Annotated in this window: 17 protein-coding genes, 1 tRNA gene and 2 pseudogenes; 14 read left to right on the top strand and 6 right to left on the bottom strand. The window is 40.2% G+C overall.

Translation table 11 applies throughout. The features are described from left to right. The first annotated feature begins 14 nt into the window (after positions 1 to 14). From trmD to JEU79_RS21485, 5 genes are all read left to right on the top strand, one after another. Entirely contained in the window at positions 15 to 800 is a 786-nt protein-coding gene (trmD, locus tag JEU79_RS21505; protein WP_198265701.1) for a tRNA (guanosine(37)-N1)-methyltransferase TrmD, read from the top strand. A gap of 118 nt (positions 801 to 918) precedes the next feature. Next, a complete protein-coding gene (gene rplS, locus JEU79_RS21500) occupies positions 919 to 1,266 on the top strand; it encodes a 50S ribosomal protein L19 (RefSeq protein WP_198265700.1) in 348 nt (115 codons plus the stop codon). Positions 1,267 to 1,360: 94 nt separating this feature from the next. After that, positions 1,361 to 1,918 carry a methylated-DNA--[protein]-cysteine S-methyltransferase gene (locus JEU79_RS21495; RefSeq protein ID WP_246540453.1) on the top strand — a complete coding sequence of 186 codons (558 nt, stop codon included), beginning with the start codon at positions 1,361 to 1,363 and terminating at the stop codon, positions 1,916 to 1,918. Between the two features lie 179 nt (positions 1,919 to 2,097). Next, entirely contained in the window at positions 2,098 to 2,580 is a 483-nt protein-coding gene (locus JEU79_RS21490) for a YajQ family cyclic di-GMP-binding protein (protein WP_198265699.1), read from the top strand. Between the two features lie 15 nt (positions 2,581 to 2,595). After that, positions 2,596 to 3,345, top strand: a complete 750-nt coding sequence (locus JEU79_RS21485; protein WP_198265698.1) for a DsbC family protein — start codon at positions 2,596 to 2,598, stop codon at positions 3,343 to 3,345. A gap of 60 nt (positions 3,346 to 3,405) precedes the next feature. Here JEU79_RS21485 and JEU79_RS21480 read toward each other — a convergent pair whose 3' ends face one another. Together JEU79_RS21480 and JEU79_RS21475 are read right to left on the bottom strand one after the other, a co-directional pair. Next, on the bottom strand, positions 3,406 to 4,272 hold the full coding sequence (locus JEU79_RS21480) for a thioredoxin family protein (protein ID WP_198265697.1): 867 nt from the start codon (positions 4,270 to 4,272) through the stop codon (positions 3,406 to 3,408). A gap of 437 nt (positions 4,273 to 4,709) precedes the next feature. Beyond that, complete coding sequence (locus JEU79_RS21475) at positions 4,710 to 5,915, bottom strand: pyridoxal phosphate-dependent aminotransferase (RefSeq protein WP_281401010.1); 1,206 nt, start codon at positions 5,913 to 5,915, stop codon at positions 4,710 to 4,712. A gap of 140 nt (positions 5,916 to 6,055) precedes the next feature. Between JEU79_RS21475 and uvrB the strand changes: the two genes are divergently transcribed. The 3 genes from uvrB (at position 6,056) to JEU79_RS21460 (ending at position 8,807) form a co-directional block, all read left to right on the top strand. Then, entirely contained in the window at positions 6,056 to 8,062 is a 2,007-nt protein-coding gene (uvrB, locus tag JEU79_RS21470; protein ID WP_198265696.1) for an excinuclease ABC subunit UvrB, read from the top strand. A gap of 136 nt (positions 8,063 to 8,198) precedes the next feature. Then, positions 8,199 to 8,275: transfer RNA gene (locus tag JEU79_RS21465), tRNA-Val, on the top strand. 124 nt (positions 8,276 to 8,399) lie between these two features. Next, entirely contained in the window at positions 8,400 to 8,807 is a 408-nt protein-coding gene (locus JEU79_RS21460) for a DUF1810 domain-containing protein (RefSeq protein ID WP_198265695.1), read from the top strand. An 18-nt stretch (positions 8,808 to 8,825) separates the two neighbouring features. Here the strand turns inward: JEU79_RS21460 and JEU79_RS21455 are convergent, their stop codons facing one another. Next, the gene (locus tag JEU79_RS21455) at positions 8,826 to 9,254 is read right to left on the bottom strand and encodes a hypothetical protein (protein WP_198265694.1); all 429 of its coding nucleotides are present in this window, start codon (positions 9,252 to 9,254) and stop codon (positions 8,826 to 8,828) included. A 176-nt stretch (positions 9,255 to 9,430) separates the two neighbouring features. Here JEU79_RS21455 and JEU79_RS21450 point away from each other — a divergent pair, with 176 nt between their 5' ends. Continuing rightward, positions 9,431 to 9,793 carry a DUF2493 domain-containing protein gene (locus JEU79_RS21450; protein ID WP_198265693.1) on the top strand — a complete coding sequence of 121 codons (363 nt, stop codon included), beginning with the start codon at positions 9,431 to 9,433 and terminating at the stop codon, positions 9,791 to 9,793. Here the strand turns inward: JEU79_RS21450 and JEU79_RS21445 are convergent. Then, positions 9,770 to 9,946, bottom strand: a complete 177-nt coding sequence (locus JEU79_RS21445; protein ID WP_198265692.1) for a helix-turn-helix domain-containing protein — start codon at positions 9,944 to 9,946, stop codon at positions 9,770 to 9,772. The two genes, JEU79_RS21450 and JEU79_RS21445, sit on opposite strands and share 24 nt — an antisense overlap. Before the next feature lie 362 nt (positions 9,947 to 10,308). Between JEU79_RS21445 and JEU79_RS21440 the strand changes: the two genes are divergently transcribed. The 5 genes and pseudogenes from JEU79_RS21440 to JEU79_RS21415 form a co-directional block, all read left to right on the top strand. After that, on the top strand, positions 10,309 to 10,494 hold the full coding sequence (locus JEU79_RS21440; protein ID WP_198263615.1) for a hypothetical protein: 186 nt from the start codon (positions 10,309 to 10,311) through the stop codon (positions 10,492 to 10,494). A gap of 16 nt (positions 10,495 to 10,510) precedes the next feature. Further along, positions 10,511 to 10,810: an IS3 family transposase gene (locus JEU79_RS21435; protein ID WP_214660647.1), complete on the top strand. Its 300-nt coding sequence runs from the start codon at positions 10,511 to 10,513 to the stop codon at positions 10,808 to 10,810. Then, positions 10,771 to 11,088 carry a DDE-type integrase/transposase/recombinase gene (locus JEU79_RS21430; RefSeq protein ID WP_198265690.1) on the top strand — a complete coding sequence of 106 codons (318 nt, stop codon included), beginning with the start codon at positions 10,771 to 10,773 and terminating at the stop codon, positions 11,086 to 11,088. Before JEU79_RS21435 ends, JEU79_RS21430 begins: the two co-directional genes overlap by 40 nt. A gap of 48 nt (positions 11,089 to 11,136) precedes the next feature. Next, positions 11,137 to 11,472: pseudogene (locus JEU79_RS27030) on the top strand (transposase); the annotation flags it as partial. 195 nt (positions 11,473 to 11,667) lie between these two features. Continuing rightward, positions 11,668 to 11,907: pseudogene (locus JEU79_RS21415) on the top strand (HipA domain-containing protein); the annotation flags it as partial. Positions 11,908 to 12,024: 117 nt separating this feature from the next. Here JEU79_RS21415 and JEU79_RS21410 read toward each other — a convergent pair. Then, the gene (locus JEU79_RS21410; protein ID WP_214660646.1) at positions 12,025 to 13,059 is read right to left on the bottom strand and encodes an SWIM zinc finger family protein; all 1,035 of its coding nucleotides are present in this window, start codon (positions 13,057 to 13,059) and stop codon (positions 12,025 to 12,027) included. Beyond that, complete coding sequence (locus tag JEU79_RS21405) at positions 13,037 to 15,775, bottom strand: DEAD/DEAH box helicase (RefSeq protein WP_246540452.1); 2,739 nt, start codon at positions 15,773 to 15,775, stop codon at positions 13,037 to 13,039. The genes JEU79_RS21410 and JEU79_RS21405 overlap by 23 nt, the downstream gene beginning before the upstream one ends. Positions 15,776 to 15,863 lie beyond the last annotated feature (88 nt).

Raw genomic sequence — 15,863 nt, 5'->3', positions numbered from 1 at the left:
ATAGCTAAGCAAACATGCTAAAACATATTGATGTCATCAGTTTGTTTCCAGAAATGTTTGTAGCGATACAGTCGGGAATAACCGGCAGGGCAATAAAAAAAGGTTTAATCAGTCTGGCGATAACCAATCCCAGAGATTTCACCACAGACAAACATAAAACAGTGGATGACCGACCTTATGGTGGTGGTCCCGGTATGCTGATGAAGGTAGAGCCTCTTAGCAAGGCAATACAGGCGCTGAAAGAAAAAGCGGCCGCTACTTCGGATAGCAAAAAAATTAAAGTGGTTTATTTATCGCCACAAGGTCAGCCTTTGACACAGAATATTGTCAAAACGTTGCACGAAGAAAATGAGCAGCTAATTTTATTAGCGGGTCGCTACGAAGGTGTTGATGAACGCCTGATTGAACACTTTGTTGATTATGAATGTTCAATTGGTGACTATGTACTCAGTGGCGGTGAATTACCGGCAATGGTATTGATTGATAGCTTGATTCGTTTATTACCAGGTGCTTTAGGGCATCACGAATCGGCACCGAATGATTCATTTTACTCCGGTTTACTGGATCATCCGCATTACACTCGTCCAGAAATGTTACATTTTGATGATGGCAATTCTGAACAAAAGGGAGACGCAGTCCCCGATGTGTTGCTCAGCGGTCATCATGAAAATATAGAACAATGGCGTCTCAAGCAGTCTTTAGGGCGCACCTGGCAGAGAAGGCCAGATTTATTGAAAGATCGCCAATTGAGTGAACAAGAGCAGCAATTGTTGCAAGCGTTCATTCAAGAAGAGAAATAATAAGCTTATTAATGTAATGTTTATAAGCCGTTTTAAACTGTTTTTTTAACCCTTTTTTTAACCCTTTTTTAAAAAAGACCAGCCTGGGTTCAGGGCCTGAGCTAATTGGAGCAAATGAATGAGCAATATAATTGATGCTATAAACGCAGAACAAATGGGACGTGAAGTGCCTAAGTTTGGCCCTGGTGACACAGTGGTTGTAAACGTAAAAGTAAAAGAAGGCGAGCGTGAGCGTATTCAGGCTTTCGAAGGCGTTGTTATCGCTGTGCGTAATCGTGGTCTGGATTCTGCTTTCACTGTCCGTAAAATTTCTTATGGTGAAGGTGTTGAGCGTGTTTTTCAAACTTACAGCACTATGGTTGACAGTATTGAAGTCAAGCGTCGTGGTGATGTACGTCGTTCAAAACTATACTATCTACGTGATCTTCGCGGCAAGTCTGCACGTATCAAAGAGAAGTTGGCTTAAGTCTTATCATTGCGATATGACGAAGCAAAAGAAAAAGGGGTGTTTGATAATTCAAACAGCCCTTTTTTTTCGCTAAAATTATGCTTTTAGCATGATGAATACAGCAAGGATTATGATCCCGCTGCATGAATATGAACAATTCGATCTTGTCGATGTTCATCTCTGTGTGCGTTTTAAACAAACTATGATCACAGGTATCAGCTATGAAAAAGCTGAGGGGATAGACTTTCTGAGTAAGCAGATTGCATTGCTCAGGGATGTGATTGAACAGCAATTTGCTAAAAAAATTATAGCGCAAGTGGACAGTTATTTTCATCAGGCAAATTTTCAATTCACCATTGCCTGCAATATCTATCAGGGTACAGTCTTTCAGCAACGGGTGTGGCAGGCCTTAAGGAAAATTCCTTCTGGTGTGGTAAAAACCTATGGTGAGCTAGCCAAAGAACTCAATACTAGTGCCAGAGCGATAGGCAATGCCTGTCGAAATAACCATTTCCCTTTTGTTATTCCCTGTCATCGTATTGTCTCTGCATCAGGAGTGGGCGGTTACGCCGGTGATACCCTGGCCTTGCAAAAGGGTAAGATAAACTTTATGAAAATAAAGCAAAGTTTACTTGCTCATGAAGCTTGTTTTAAAAACAAAGCTGAGTAGTTGCGATTATCCTAGAAACCTCAGTTGAATCTCCAGTACATTGGACGCTCGCAGTAGGTTCAACTGAGGTTTCTAGGATTATTCAGAGTTTAAATTTGACAATTGTGTATTGCTAATTACAATGGATAAGATTTTCTTCTTCAAGATTAATTACTCTAATTGTTTTACAGGAACTAGAAATGCCTTCATTTGATATTGTTTCAGAAATTGATATGCATGAATTAACCAATGCCGTCAGTAATGCGAATCGAGCAATTACACAAAGATATGACTTTAAGGGAACTGAAACGACAGTTAAGCAGTCAAAGGAAGAAGTTACCCTGATAAGTGAAAGCGAATTTCAAGTGCAACAACTCCTGGATATTATGTTGACGGAGTTAGTGCGCAGGAAAGTGGATGTAAAAAGCTTAGAGCAGGGTGATATAAAGCCTAATGGCAAGGCGATGGAACAGAAGTTACTGATTTGTCAGGGTATTGATAAAGACAATGCCAGAAAAATTGTGAAACTGATTAAAGATAAAAAACTAAAAGTGCAGTCTTCTATTCAGGGTGAACAAGTTCGGGTAACCGGCAAAAAGCGCGATGATTTACAAGCCGTAATGGCAATGCTGAAAAAAGAGGAGTTCTCTGTGGCATTGCAATTTACAAATTTTAGAGATTAATACGGAAAATAATGAATGATTTTTAAAGACATAAAGACAAAACAACACCTTGCTCAAAGCCTTATGATGGGAATGATTTCCTTGCTTGTTGTGTTGGCAAGCTCAGTCAGTATTGCTAAATCCACCCCTGAGCTGGATGCGGCCTTAAATACACTGATGCCACAAAATACGCCCAGTAGTATTGAAGAAACTGCGATGCCGGGTCTTTATGAAGTGAGCTTTGGCTCAACCATTTTTTACTTTAATAAAGATGCTTCTTTAATGTTCCGTGGTGATATTATTGATGTCAAAAAGCGCGTTAATTTAACTGAGAAAAAGCGTGGTGAAGCCAGAGGTAAATTATTGGGTGTCATGGATGAAAGCAAGATGATTGTTTTCCCAGCAAAAAATGAAATTGCGAAAGTGACTGTTTTTACCGATATTGACTGTCCCTATTGCGTCAAATTACACCGTGAAATGGCTGACTATAATGCCGAAGGCATTACTATTCGCTATATGGCCTATCCCAGAGCTGGAATTGGTAGTCGTTCTTATCAAAAAGCGGTCAATGTCTGGTGTTCGGATGATCCCGCTAAAGCGATGGGTGATGCCAAAGAAGGTAAGGTTATTCCTGATAAAAGCTGTGATAATCCCGTTGCTCAGCAGTTTGAGCTAGGTCAGGCATTGGGCGTACAGGGCACACCAGCCATGTTTTTGGAAGATGGTACCAGTATGCCGGGTTATGTGCCTGCCAAGCGTCTGTCTGCAACAATTAAGGCAAAATAAACTTAACTTATAACAACCCTCCTTAAATGGGAGGGGAACACAAAGTGGCAGGGAAAATTACTAGTACATTAAGCTAGCTAATTTACTCCGATACTGCCGCGTCAGTGCCTCCTGAGCACCCAATGTTTCAAAAATGCTTAGCATAGCCGCTTTGGCGGCACCTTCCTGAAAATTCATATCCTGTTGTAAAATATACATTAAGGCTTCCAAAGCGAGTTCATATTGATGGCTCACTATGTATTGATTCGCTAATTGGAGTCGGATGTCGTGTTGCTCTGGATCAGTTTCAAGTTGGGCTAACAACTCCTCCACTTCAGGACTATCGCTGGTAGAACGGGCTAAATTCAGTTCATCCTGAAGCTTCTTTACATCATCGCTAAGCTGTATATTGGCTGGCAATGATTTAATAATCGCTTCACAGTTTTCAAAATCACCTGATTGTAAATAGACCTTTGCAATGGCAATATGGACATTAGAGTTGCTTGGCTCTTGTTGATTGAGCGCTTTAAGCTGCTCTGTGGCCTGCTGATGCTCTCCGGCTTCTGATAATGCTAATGCCTCAGCAATTTTATTGCTGGTTTCATTTTCAACATGGGTATCAAGCATCTTGCGTATTTCACTTTCAGCTTTGGCTCCCATAAATTCATCGACCATCACACCATTTTTGTAGAGTTTGACGGTAGGTAAATTTCGTACACCTGCCGCAGCCACTAGTTCTTGTTGTTCGTCAGCATTCACTTTGGCGAGGATAAATGCTCCTTTGTAATCCTCTGCCAGTTTGGTCAGCAATGGTATCAGTGCTTTACAGGGCTGACACCATTCAGCCCAGAAATCGACTAATATAGGTTGTTGTTTAGAAGCTTCAATAACTTGTTGTTCAAAATGTCCGGCATCGCTGATATCGACGACAAATGGAAAATTACTCATAGATAGGGATCCTGATTTTTGGCATTAGAAGGCTTAGGGGTATAGCATATTTTCTATAGTCTATAAAATGAGGTTGATGAAGTCCTTTTTCAAGCTGCAACCTAGTTCACATTTTATAACGGCTAGGGGTTATCCCTAGTTGAGCCTTGAGTGGAGTCTGATAGAATCCTTGCAACGTTTAGGAAATCTACTTTTTAAAAGATTTGAAAAGTTTAATTCAAGGAAGACGTAAGACGGAACGAGTCAGGAGGAAAGGGTCGAAGGATTGACCGCAAGCAGGGTTTTAGTTAGTTCTAAAACAGCTTGGTAAGGAGGTAATAAAGGCGGCGCAGAGTTTATCTCGGCCGCCTTTTTTTATGCTTGTCGCTTTTATCTTTCCTTAAGTTTCAAGCAATTTAACTTTAAGCCATTTAAGCCATTTAAGCCATTTAAGCCATTTAAGTTGTGCTAAAAAGCTTTTGCAGACGACTAATCGCCTCTTGCAAGTTATCCATGCTGGTTGCAAAAGAGAAGCGCATATAACCCGGTGCACCGAATGCTGAGCCAGGCACTAGAGCCACTTCTGCATGACTTAAAATATAATCTGCCAATTCAACATCATCACTCACACCCTCGGTCTGATCAATTAATGTTTGCATATTGGCAAAGGTATAAAAAGCACCCTGTGAAGGTAAGGCTTGCATACCTGCAATGGCATTGACGGCATCAACCACAAAGTCATGGCGTTCTTTAAACGCTTTTAACATGGTATCAATACAGCTTTGATCACCACTGAGTGCTTCTTGTGCCGCCACTTGAGAAATAGAGCAGGGGTTAGAAGTGCTTTGTGATTGAATTTTGGTCATTGCTGCAATCAAATCCTTTGGTCCGGCAGCATAACCAATCCGCCAACCCGTCATTGAATAGGCTTTACTGACACCATTCATGGTCACTGTTTGATCATATAAATAAGGGCAAACTTCGGCAATGGTACAGAAAGGCTCATCAGACCAGACAATATGTTCATACATATCATCACTGGCGATAATGATATCAGGATGCTCTTTAAGCACCTCACCAATGGCGGCTAAATCAGCGCGAGTATATGTGACACCCGTTGGATTAGAAGGGGTGTTTAACACCATCAGACGGGTTTTATCTGTAATGGCGGCCTTTAATTGTTCAGGGGAGATCTTAAAACCTTCATCGATCCCTGTGCTGATAATGACCGGCGTTGCACCACCTAGAATGACCATGTCGGGATAGGAGACCCAATACGGAGCAGGGATAATGACTTCGTCACCATCATTCAATAAAGCTTGACAGAGGTTATAAAAACTTTGTTTACCACCACTGGAAACCAATACTTGCTCAGGGCTATAATCAAGCGAATTATCATGTTTGAATTTGTCACATACAACCTGCTTTAACTCCGGAGTGCCACCGACTGCGGTATATTTTGTAAAGCCATCATTAATTGCCTGAATTGCTGCATTTTTTATATGGTCGGGGGTATCAAAATCCGGTTCGCCAGCACCCAGACCAATAATATCCTTACCTTCTGCACGCAATGCTTTTGCTTTTGCAGTAATGGCTAAAGTCGCAGATGGTTTAACTAATTGAACTCGATTAGACAGATTAATTTTAGTCGGGTGTGTAGCCAAGTGAAGCACCTCTAGCGTAAAATGAGCGTAAAATACAAGATAACAAAGTTATAAATATTAGTAGTAATTTTAGCACATTTGTGTTGGAAGGAAATACTTTTAACCATTTAGTCATGATATAGAGCAAAGAGAAACAAATCATGGGCAAACCCTTTGAGCTAGTCTCATCATATACCCCCGATGGCGATCAGCCTGCGGCAATAAAACGTTTGACTGAAGCCCTGCAGGATGGTGAAGCCGCAATGACGCTATTGGGTGTCACTGGTTCTGGCAAAACCTTTACCATGGCCAATGTGATGCAAAATCTGCAACGGCCAACGTTGATCTTAGCTCACAATAAAACCCTGGCAGCACAACTCTATGGTGAGATGAAAGAGTTTTTTCCCCACAATTCGGTGGAATATTTTGTTTCCTACTATGACTACTATCAACCTGAAGCCTATGTCCCTGCATCGGACACGTTTATTGAAAAAGATGCCTCCATTAATGAACACATAGAACAGATGCGCTTATCTGCCACCAAAGCACTGCTAGAACGTAAAGATGTCATCATTGTTGCCTCTGTTTCCTGTATTTATGGTTTGGGCGATCCTAAATCCTACTTGAAAATGCTTTTGCATGTTGTTAAAGGTGATGTTGTTGATCAACGTACTATTTTAAGACGACTGGCAGAGTTGCAATACAAGCGCAATGATGTGGAATTGCATCGGGCAACCTATCGAGTGCGTGGCGATGTGATTGATATTTATCCCGCTGACTCTGATAGTGAAGCAGTGCGCATTGAATTATTTGATGATGAAGTAGAGGCCCTGAGTTATTTTGATCCACTAACGGGTGAAGTATTACGTCGTGTTCCAAGGATCACTGTCTACCCAAAAACTCATTATGTAACACCAAGAGCAACCCTATTAGAGGCTGTTGAAAAAATTAAGGTCGAACTTAAGGAGCGTTTAGCGGTACTTTATGATGCCAATAAATTAGTCGAAGCGCAGCGCTTAGAACAACGTACCCAGCTGGATCTAGAAATGATTCTGGAATTAGGCTATTGCTCTGGAATTGAAAATTACTCACGTTATTTATCAGGGCGAGCAATCGGTGAACCACCGCCAACATTTTTAGACTACTTGCCTGATGATGCCATTATCTTTATTGATGAAAGTCATGTAACGGTCTCACAAGTGGGGGCGATGTATAAAGGTGATCGATCACGCAAAGAAAATCTCGTTGAGTATGGTTTTCGATTACCATCGGCTTTAGATAATCGCCCCTTAAAATTCGCTGAATTTGAACGACTTGCCCCCCAGACCATTTTTGTCTCAGCCACACCAGGCAATTATGAAGCTGAAAAGTCAAACGTGGTTGCAGAACAAATCGTGCGCCCCACGGGCTTAATTGATCCGCCTGTTGAAGTACGCAGTGCTACAACACAGGTTGATGATTTGATTTCTGAGATCCATAAACGCATTGCATTAAATGAGCGCGTACTGGTGACGACGTTAACCAAGCGCATGGCTGAAGACCTCACGGACTATTATCTGGAACATGACCTTAAAGTGCGTTACCTACATTCAGATATTGATACGGTAGAGCGAGTAGAAATCATCCGTGACTTACGCCTGGGTGAGTTTGATGTTCTGGTAGGTATTAATCTACTCAGAGAAGGACTGGATATTCCGGAAGTCTCCTTGGTGGCCATTTTGGATGCCGATAAAGAAGGTTTCCTACGTTCTGAGCGTTCGCTGATTCAAACCATGGGAAGGGCAGCCCGGCATGTGAATGGCTCGGTCATTTTATACGCAGAACGTATCACCGGCTCAATGGAACGAGCGATGAGTGAGACGGCCAGACGGCGGGAAAAACAAATCGCCTATAATAAACAACATGGAATCACCCCTCAGGGTATTAAAAAGTCGGTTAAAGATATTCTCGAAGCCACCATCCCCGGTGCAGGCCTGGCAGTGGCAAAAAATAGAAAAATTGCCGAAGAATCAGGTCGTTATGATATAATGACACGCTCTGAACTGGAAAAACAAATGCAAGAAATGGAAGACAAGATGTATTCACACGCACAAAATATGGAATTTGAAGAAGCCGCGCATTTACGAGACCAAATCAAAGTCCTACAAGACAAATTTATCCGGCTCTAGCCTATTTTATCCAACTTTAGCCAATTTTTTAATTTTAGCTTATCTTTAGTTAAAAAAGACTTGCCAAAACACCCCAGCCTCGGTATTATACGCATCGTTTCCGATACATCTCGTATCTCAGGAAATTTGACCCTATAGGCACGTAGCTCAGTTGGTTAGAGCACCACCTTGACATGGTGGGGGTCGGTGGTTCGAATCCACTCGCGCCTACCAATAACTTGTTGATTGTAAACTTGTTTTTGGTCGCTATTCTTTGTTAAACATCACCTTGAAATTCTGAGTTGCCAGAAGCAGCATTTTTTATTGTCATAATAATACTTCCCTCCGGTAATTTTTGATGAATCGATTTATAGAGGCACAAGATCCCATTTATGAAATGGTTCTTCAAGAGCTTAATTCAGGTCAGAAAAAAACTCACTGGATGTGGTTTATCTTTCCGCAAATTAAAGGGCTTGGACATAGCTCAACAGCAAGATATTATGCAATTGAAAGCATCTCAGAAGCTTATAAATATATCAGCCATCCTGTTCTTGGTAAGCGTTTAATAGAATGTACTGAGGCAGTACTGGCAATTGAAGGAAAACGGACTTTAGAGATATTTGGTCATCCAGATGATATGAAATTAAAGTCATCAATGACCTTGTTTACAGAGGTTGCCAGAGATAACTTGGTATTTCAAAAGGTTCTGAACAAGTATTTTAATGGTCAACATGATCTTAAGACACTTCAAATACTTAATTTCTGAGAATATTGAGACTTATCGCTAATCAAACTCTATTCTAAGTAAAATCATCTCATCGTGTTCAGGAAGGTAAGTGAGACCAAAAAGATTAGAAATTAAAATTTCGCGTATAAATTCAGATAACTTTAACCCAGTTTTATCTGCGAGTTGCTGAAGATCATTTTTCATCTTTATTGCAATCCATACTTTCACATCAAAAGCATTTTTACCTAGTTCTACTTTATCGCTCTTAGTGCTTACTTTAGAGTATTTTACTGAGGCATTAAATGAAAAATCATGCTCACCTTTTTCAATTGAGTGCATAAGGTCATAACGGCCATACAGATAAGTAAAAAGCGTTTGCCTTATAATATCAGATAGACTGGCATCAGCAAATGAGCACATTTCAATCAGAGCAAGCTTAACAGTCTCTGGTAGCCATATTTTAAGAGCAACTTCATATTTTTTCACATCATAATAATTTCTCAGTGTACCAGAAGTAAAAAATTCCTGTTGAGCATCATTAGTTTTTTCTTGTTAATTTATATTTTATTTTATACAGTATATTTTTAAATAGGATGCTAAGGCAAGAGGGGTATTAGAGCAAACTATTCCTGCCCGTATTAATTTACCAATTGGAGTAAGTTATGAAAGTTATCATTGCAGGTGGACGTGACTACCATTTAACAGAATCAGATTATATAAAACTAAATATGTTGGATATTACTGAGGTGGTTTCAGGCGGTGCAAAGGGTGTGGACGCTAGTGGTGAACATTGGGCTGACATACACAACATATCAGTTAAAGCCTTCAAAGCTGACTGGAAGCAATATGGACGTGCTGCTGGGCCGATACGCAATAAAAAAATGGCAATATATGCGGATGCTGTAGTGTTATTTCCTGGTGGTAAAGGTACTGAGTCTATGCATAACCTAGCTGTGCAACAGGGTATTAGGGTGTTTGATTTCAGACAACAGAAGGCAAACCTACTTAGAAAGAAGTTCTGTTAAAGAAACTGATAGTGCTATAGCAATCTTCTCCATGTTATCAATAGCAATGTTTCGTTCACATCTTTCAACAGACCCAATATAAGTTCGGTGTAAACCAGATGATTCAGCAAGTTTTTCCTGAGAAATTCCCTGTTCTAGCCTGATGTTCTTCATGTTCTTGGCAAAAATGGTTCTTGCTGAAGATGCTTCTTAGATAGTCATGCCAAAATTTTATTGATATGATGACTATGAGGCTACAGGCTATAAGTGGCAATATCAAAGAATTGTATCAGTGATAATATCCAATTAACTATGATCTTCATTACTGAAGACTTTAAGTTTAACTAATACTAATGGGTCTTTACTATAGTGGACCCCGAAAACTGGACAATAGGTTAAGATATAAGAGCTAACCTAACGGGGAACAAAAAAATGAGCACAAAAAGAAAAACATTCAACAACAAATTTAAAGCAAAAGTAGCCATTGAGGCTTTGAAAGGTCAAAAACAGTCGCAGAAATTGCGTCAGAATTTGAAGTGCACACCACCCAGGTCAATAGCTGGAAAAAGCAGATGCTTGATGGTGCAGCCGATACTTTTTCAAAAAAATTAGAGAATAAAGATGCTGAACATGAAAAGGAAAAAGAACACCTGTACAGCCAAATAGGTCAACTAAAAGTAGAGGCTGACTGGCTGTCAAAAAAGTTGAAGATGTTCAACTGAGTAGAGCAGAAAAGCGGTGTTGCATAGAAAAAGAGCACCCTCAGTTGAGCATCAAAAACAATGTGAGCTTATCGGCCTGAACCGTTCAAGCTATTACTATCAACCTAAAAAGCCTCTGCAAAATAAAGATTTAACATTAATGAATTTGATTGATGAGTTGTACATAAAACATCCATTCTATGGCAGTCGTCAAATTCGTAATGCATTAAGATTGAAATGTTATAAAATTAATCGTAAAAAGTTCAACGGCTTATGCGGATCATGGGATTGGTTTCAGTGGCACCAAAACCCAATACCAGCAAGCCTTGCAAAGTAAATAACCTCTATCCATATTTGCTCAAAGGAATTGATATTAATAGGAATAACCAGGTTTGGTGCACAGATATCACGTATTTACGGATGCCACATGGATTTGTCTACCTAAGTGCTGTTATGGACTGGAGTAGCCGTTTTGTGCTGTCCTGGGAAGTGTCAACCAGCATGGAAGAAAGCTTTTGTATCAGTAGTCTGGAAACAGCACTGCGACGATATGGAAAGCCAGAAATCTTCAATACGGATCAGCATTTGATTTACAGGTGTTCTAAAGGCCAATGATATAAAAATCAGCAGCATGGACGGCAAAGGCAGAGCAATGGATAACATTATGGAAAGCCAGAAATCTTCAAACGGATCAAGGTGCTCAATATACTAGCAGAGCATTTACAGGTGTTCTAAAGGCCAATGATATAAAAATCAGCATGGACGGCAAAGGCAGAGCAATGGATAACATTATGATTGAACGACTCTGGCGAAGTGTAAAAAAATGAGGAAATTTACCTCAAGGATTACCAAAGTATTGATGAGCTAAAGAGCTCATTAAAGGAATATTTTGAGTTTTACAACCATGAACGACCACACAGTACACACGGTGGAAAAACGCCTGCAGAGATCTATGGCGTGATGAAAGAAGTTGTTCCAGACTTAAAACGGGCAGCATGATGAGAGGATAATCAACTTTACTGGCAACCGCCTTGTCCACATATCCACAGGCCAAGCCAGTAGCCCTGAGATATATCGCAAGCGTCTCTGGACTACTGGCAGACCTGTGGATATGTGGATAAGACTAATACTATAAATAACCAACAGAATTATATCTTAATATTTGAGAAAGCTGTCTTGACAATGGGGTCCACTGTAAGTGAACATAATAAAAATAAAGAAAGCTTTGCTGATCCTCAGGGTTATGGTGCAATGGAATATGTTTATCACTTGCTGGCCACAGCCTGTGGTATTAATATGATGCCTTGTAAACTACTGCATGAAGGCAATCAGCGACACTTTATTACCCAGCGTTTTGATCGCTCTTCTAATAAAAAAATGCACGTGCAGACCCTGAGTGCGATTGCTCATGTGGACTATAAAATGCCCGGCGCTGGCGGAGCAGTATGATGTACCTAAAATTCTGAGCAATGAAATTGCTGCGAATCTCAGGCTGTCCTGGTAAGGTGCTAGGTCTCTTTGTTTTATTTGGGTTTGGACTAGAGTCGCTGATTATTCTAATTTCTCCCAAGCCTGTTCCTTGTCTAAGTCAGTAACTAATAGTAAGGCCTCATAGTGTTTTTCTTTTAAGATTAATCGCTCGTCTCGCTTTTCCCAGTTGGCAATGGTGGTGTTGCTGACGCCAATTAAGCGGGCAAACTGAGAGATGTTCATAGCAAATTTATTCCTCAGTCGGCTAATACTTTTTCCTGTGGGGCGGATAGTTCTTTTTCTAATTTTTTGTTTTGTTTTTGAGATGGGCTTGCGCGTGGTTTGTTTTTTTATGGGGCGCTCTACGATATTAATGCTATTTTCATCACCAAGATCGATGCCAAAAATATCACTTAGTTCACCTTTGAGCTGACGCTTTTTAGGCTTATCAGAAATGGGTAATTTGATTTTTGAAATCAGTTTGTTTTGATCGACTTTGCGTAATAAAAAAAGGCTTTCAGGTGCAGTATCCAGACGGTGGCCTACACCATAAATAACGGCAGCAATATGTTTACAGAGATAAGCACCATCGGGACAATCACAATGCATCTTGATTTCATTTGAGAGGGGAAAAAGACCTTTTTTCGGATCAGTCACAACTTGCATGACGCTATCGGATATTTTTCCCTGTAATAAGGCGAGTAATGAATCAATTTGACCTGCACATTCTGTTTGTATATCAAGCCATTTACTCTTGTCTAGAGGGCTTATTTTTATGATGATTTTATAGAGCTCTGAACCATAAACATAAGCATTGATAAGTCCCTGTTCTATGGACAAATGACAGACAGAGCCATTACGCGCATAAGTTTGTCCTCTTGGGAGGCGATTGGAAAAGTCGCTATATTGTTCTAGGTGCTCACACCAGGCCTTGCCCCAAAAAGACTTGCTGATGATGCGCCCCTGAATAGTAATAGGCTGGATCTCAATACCTTTCTTGGCCAGTTTACGCATTTCTTTTTTGGCTTTTTCTTTACGTTTGGCCACGGGAACATAGGGGGCATAACCATAATAAGACATCGTATTCTCTTCGTTAAGTCTGGGTTTGATTAACATCTAAGGAAACAAGTTGGATGAGTTCCTCATTGCTCATTTCTGTCAGTTTTACTTCTTTGCCATTATCGGACAATATCTCACTGGCCAATTTTGTTTTATCATTGATAAGGGCATCGATTTTTTCTTCAATGGAACCTTTGCAGATAAATTTGTGAACCAGCACATTATTTTTTTGTCCGATACGAAATGCCCGATCAGTTGCCTGATTTTCTACTGCAGGATTCCACCAGCGGTCAAAGTGAATAACATGGGAGGCAGCGGTTAGATTGAGTCCGGTACCGCCTGCTTTTAGTGATAAAATAAAGTGGCTGGGACCGGTTTCATCCTGAAATAAATCAACCATTTCTTTGCGTTTTTTGACTGACGTTCCACCATGTAAAACTAAGCCAGGTTGTTCGAATAAGTTGTTTAAAAAAAGATTCATTGGCGCAATAATTTCTCGGAATTGGGTAAAAATTAATACTTTTTCCTGCTTATCAGCAATTTCCTGACAGATTTCTGCCAATCTTAAAAATTTGCCGCTGTCTTTGGCAAGATATTCGTCATCGCCATTCATTTGCGAGGGGTGATTGCAAAGTTGTTTTAATTTTAACATGAATGCTAGAATCTGGCCTCGGCGATTGATGCCTTTGACTTCATTCAGAATTTTGGCGAGTTGCTTGACCGTTTTTTGGTATATAACCGCTTGTTTCTTGGTCAGCTGACAATAAGACTGAACTTCGGTTTTATCGGGTAAATCGCTGATAATTTTTTTATCTGTTTTTAAGCGCCTTAAAATATAAGGACTGATCAAATTGCGTAAGGGGGCGTATTGTTGTACCTTTCTGGCTTCCAGTGATTTTATAAATTGTTTAAACTTAGCTGGGCTGCCAAGCAAGCCTGGGCATATAAAGTCAAACAATGACCATAAATCAGATATCCTGTTTTCAATGGGGGTGCCAGTCAAAGCAATACGTGAACGGGCTTTTATTTTTTTCACCTGTTTAGTTTGCCGACTATTGGAATTTTTGATTGCCTGAGCCTCATCAATAATGGCCAGATGCCAGTTTAATTCCAATAACCAGTCCTGTCTCATGAGAGTGCCATAGCTGGTAATGATTAGGTCATAATGTTCAAAAACATTCATTGTGGTACTGTTTTCGGCCATTTTTATCAATTCAGATTTGCTAATCATTGAACCGTGAATAAAAAAACAATTGAGCGACGGGGCAAACTTAGTGATTTCATCTTTCCAGTTATTCAGTAATGAAGCCGGTAACACTAGCAGAGAGGGGTAAGAAATGAGGTCTTTTTTCTTGAGTGCCTGTTTTTTTAATATGAGCAATAAAGAAATAATCTGAATAGTTTTTCCTAAGCCCATATCATCAGCAAGACAAGCCCCTAGGCCGAGTTGGCTGAGTTCATGTAACCAATTGACGCCAATTGATTGATAGTCTCTTAATGAGGCTTTTAGTGCTTTGCCAGGCTGGTTGGCTTTGATGTTTTCAGGGTTTCTCAGACCATCCAATATGCTACTTAAGCCTTGACCTGCATTGACAAATGACCATTGCTGTTCCTGCTCATTAGAATGTTTATCGTTTAAGTCAGAGGTGGTGCCTGCTAATAATCGCATACCTTCAATAAAACTAATACCATTTGCACCATACTCCTGTTCAACTGACTGCCAGTGTGCCAGCGCCTGGTTAATTTTATCTTTATTCACTTCAATCCACTGACCTTTTAAAAAGATCAGTCCCTCGTCAGAGGATAAGATTTGCTCCAGTTCTTGTGGGCTTAATTGTTCATCGCCCAACACCAGATTGAGATTGAAATCTAATAAATGGTCAGTGGAAAAGTTTTTTTGTGAGGCATTGCCTATGCTGATGCTAACAGTGGGACGGGCTCTTTTTTTCCACCAGTTAGGTAGCTTAACAATAACACCACTTTCAGTATAATCGGGTACTGAGGTTAAAAATTCATAGGCTTCGACACTGGTCCAGGCAAGGGGTGAATAAATATCACCGCTTGAGACTAAATCTGCAATTAATGGGCTAGTTTGGCTGGCTAGATTGATAGGCTTTAATAAGTGGATCAATTCTTTTTTATTATCTGATCCCGCATATTCTTCTAATGCTTTGCCCAAAGGTTTATGTTGAGTTTTTCCCTGCTTGGATTGTTTGGGTACATAGGTTGCGATAAAGGCAAAAGGGTAGTCGATATCATTTTTGTTTTCGGCTAAATGAAAACAGACTCGGCCAACCTGATGCCATTGCGGGGCTGTTTTCTTTAAAAAGTTTTCTAAGGTATCGCTTGAGGTATTGACCTGCTGGCAAAACCATTGGTCAAAATCAAACCAGAGTTTATTATAAGTTTCAGCAGATAAATATTCACTGCCCTGCATGGGTGGTCTGTTTTTGAGTAAAGAATGACTGTCCAACTGTGGAGAAATGGCTTGAATATCTTGTTCTGTGGCACTTTCATGGCACCGGGCGGCCATATATTGATGAGTAAAATATCGCCAATATTTGAGTGATATTGATAAGTCCTTATCATCTTTAAGGCAAACTAAGGCAAATAAACCGGCGGCAACCGATTGTTTGAAAGCTTGGTCAATGTGCTGGGCTTGGGTTTGTTCTGCCTGCTTATGTGCTAAATCATGATGATACTGGAGATGACCAGAAGGTAAAACAGTAATATGTTGTGACATTTCTACTTGTGACATTGCTACTTGTGACATTGCTATAAGATTTCACTCCAACTGGACATAAGATGGCTCAATATTGAACAATAAATACTACCATATTAATGATATTTATTCTTCTCTT

It is taken from the genome of sulfur-oxidizing endosymbiont of Gigantopelta aegis (genome assembly GCF_016097415.1).
Lineage (GTDB): Bacteria > Pseudomonadota > Gammaproteobacteria > GRL18 > GRL18 > GRL18.
The sequence above is the reverse complement of the archived record's forward strand: the minus strand, read 5'-3'. Positions and strand labels throughout refer to the sequence as shown.

What these genes read in the sequence shown, in the direction of transcription:
- trmD (WP_198265701.1), top strand. Translation starts at nt 15, where the DNA reads ATGCTAAAACATATTGATGTCATCAGTTTGTTTCCAGAAATGTTTGTA.
- rplS (WP_198265700.1), top strand. Translation starts at nt 919, where the DNA reads ATGAGCAATATAATTGATGCTATAAACGCAGAACAAATGGGACGTGAA.
- JEU79_RS21495 (WP_246540453.1), top strand. Translation starts at nt 1,361, where the DNA reads ATGAATACAGCAAGGATTATGATCCCGCTGCATGAATATGAACAATTC.
- JEU79_RS21490 (WP_198265699.1), top strand. Translation starts at nt 2,098, where the DNA reads ATGCCTTCATTTGATATTGTTTCAGAAATTGATATGCATGAATTAACC.
- JEU79_RS21485 (WP_198265698.1), top strand. Translation starts at nt 2,596, where the DNA reads ATGATTTTTAAAGACATAAAGACAAAACAACACCTTGCTCAAAGCCTT.
- JEU79_RS21480 (WP_198265697.1), bottom strand. Translation starts at nt 4,272, where the DNA reads ATGAGTAATTTTCCATTTGTCGTCGATATCAGCGATGCCGGACATTTT.
- uvrB (WP_198265696.1), top strand. Translation starts at nt 6,056, where the DNA reads ATGGGCAAACCCTTTGAGCTAGTCTCATCATATACCCCCGATGGCGAT.
- JEU79_RS21460 (WP_198265695.1), top strand. Translation starts at nt 8,400, where the DNA reads ATGAATCGATTTATAGAGGCACAAGATCCCATTTATGAAATGGTTCTT.
- JEU79_RS21450 (WP_198265693.1), top strand. Translation starts at nt 9,431, where the DNA reads ATGAAAGTTATCATTGCAGGTGGACGTGACTACCATTTAACAGAATCA.
- JEU79_RS21445 (WP_198265692.1), bottom strand. Translation starts at nt 9,946, where the DNA reads ATGAAGAACATCAGGCTAGAACAGGGAATTTCTCAGGAAAAACTTGCT.
- JEU79_RS21410 (WP_214660646.1), bottom strand. Translation starts at nt 13,059, where the DNA reads ATGTTAATCAAACCCAGACTTAACGAAGAGAATACGATGTCTTATTAT.
- JEU79_RS21405 (WP_246540452.1), bottom strand. Translation starts at nt 15,775, where the DNA reads ATGTCACAAGTAGCAATGTCACAAGTAGAAATGTCACAACATATTACT.